1 protein-coding gene is annotated in these 1,662 nt (G+C 70.3%); it reads right to left on the bottom strand.

Going from position 1 to position 1,662, the window contains the following annotated elements:
* Nucleotides 1–426 precede the first annotated feature (426 nt).
* Entirely contained in the window at nucleotides 427–1,257 is an 831-nt protein-coding gene (locus G6020_RS09375) for an HAD-IB family hydrolase (protein WP_182610430.1), read from the bottom strand.
* Nucleotides 1,258–1,662: the final 405 nt, after the last annotated feature.

The following is a 1,662-nucleotide window of genomic DNA, read 5'->3' as shown; positions in this document are numbered from 1 at the left end:
CGGGTCGGCACGCGTGCCGACCCGCCAACTCACTGCGGTTCCATCGAGAGATCCGGGTACCAGGCGTCCTGTGGTCCGCCGTGTGGCCGGTCCGGGACAACCGTCGGTGACGGCTGGCGCGGACCCACGGCTGGTGTGCCTCTCGGGCGTTATCCGTCGCGTGGGTTCCGGAGTATCGATGACGGTGGCTCGGACGGGGAACCGTGACTTCTCTTCCGTCACCGTCCTGGCGTCGTCGTCACCGTGCCCTGAGCATGCCGCGCGGACAGGCGCCCCGGCGATGGGGGGATCCCACAAGGAACCCGGGGACTTGCGGGTGGTTCCCGCCATCGCGTCCCGCCGCGTCGGCGGCGCACGATGAGGAGTTGGGGCCGAACGAGGGCGGGTCGGGTGACCGGTCCCGGCGGACGAGTCGGGTGACCGGGTTCAGTGGTCTCGCCGCGCGGAGCGGGCGAAGGAGAAGGCCGCCGCCCCCAACGCGAGCGCGATCGCCCCGACGCCGATGATCGGCCCGGTCGCGCGTTCCAGCGTCGGGAGCAACGGGGTGGGGTTGGAGAAGGTGAGGATGGGCCACCCGCGCTCCAGGGCCTCGCGGCGCAGTGCCCGGTCCGGATTGATCACCGTCGGATGCCCGACCTCCTCGAGCATCGGGAGGTCGGTGGAGGAGTCGGAGTAGGCGTACGAGGCCTCCAGGTCGTAGCCGTAGCGCCGGGCGAACGCCCGGATCGCCTCGGCTTTGCCCGGTCCCTGGCAGTAGAACTCGATGGACCCGCCGTACCGCCCGTCGGCGTCGCGGTTCATGCGGGTGCCGGCGTAGTGGTCCACGCCGAGCATCCGGGCGATCGGCGCCACCAGTTCCTCACCGGAGGCGGACACGATCACCAGGTCGTGCCCGAGCGCCCGGTGCTCGGCGAGCAGTTCCTGCGCCTCGGCGTACACGGTCGGCGAGACGGTCTCCGTGAGTCCTTCGGTGACGATGCGCTCGACCTTCTCGGGCTCCCACCCCTTGGTGGCCGTGGCCATGGCCTGGCGCACCTTCTGCATCTGGTCGTCGTCGGCGTCGGAGAGGCTGAACGCGAGCTGCGTGTAGGCCAGATCGATCACCGATCGGCGGGACAACAGACCCTCATCGAGGAAGGATTTGTTGAACGCGAACACCGACGAGGTGGCGATGATCGTCTTGTCGAGGTCGAAGAACGCGGCGACCCGGCGAGGTCGGTGCGATGACCGAGGGCCCTGGCGGCGTGGGGCGGACACGGCTCCACGATACGGTTCTTGTGCTCACCGCGCGGATAAGTGATACTGATCACGCTCGTAAGAGCATCCCCCTATAGGTGCTCGATTCGTTCCCCCACGAATCGGGACTTCGAGAAACCGCGGCGTCCCCCTGCCGCGGTTTCTCCCATTTCGGGCGGGGTCCGCGGCACGGGGTGTCCGGGTCGGGGACCCCGGGTCCCGGCGTGTTGTCCACAGCCCCCGGCCTCTCCACAGCCGCCCCCGGGACACTGCATCGGGCCGGGTCCGCCGACCGGTGGGTGCGCCACGCTGTGCCCGTGACCCAGAGCCCTCGCGCAGCGCACGACACAGTCCCCGACCCTCCCGCGGGCAGGACCGTCGCGGTCGACGTGACCGACCCGGACCTCGACGCCGATGTCCGCGCCG

Origin of the sequence: Dietzia sp. B19 (assembly GCF_014145155.1) — a bacterium.
Taxonomy (GTDB): domain Bacteria; phylum Actinomycetota; class Actinomycetes; order Mycobacteriales; family Mycobacteriaceae; genus Dietzia; species Dietzia natronolimnaea.
Note: the sequence above shows the minus strand (reverse complement) of the source record. Positions and strands in the feature narration are given on the sequence as shown.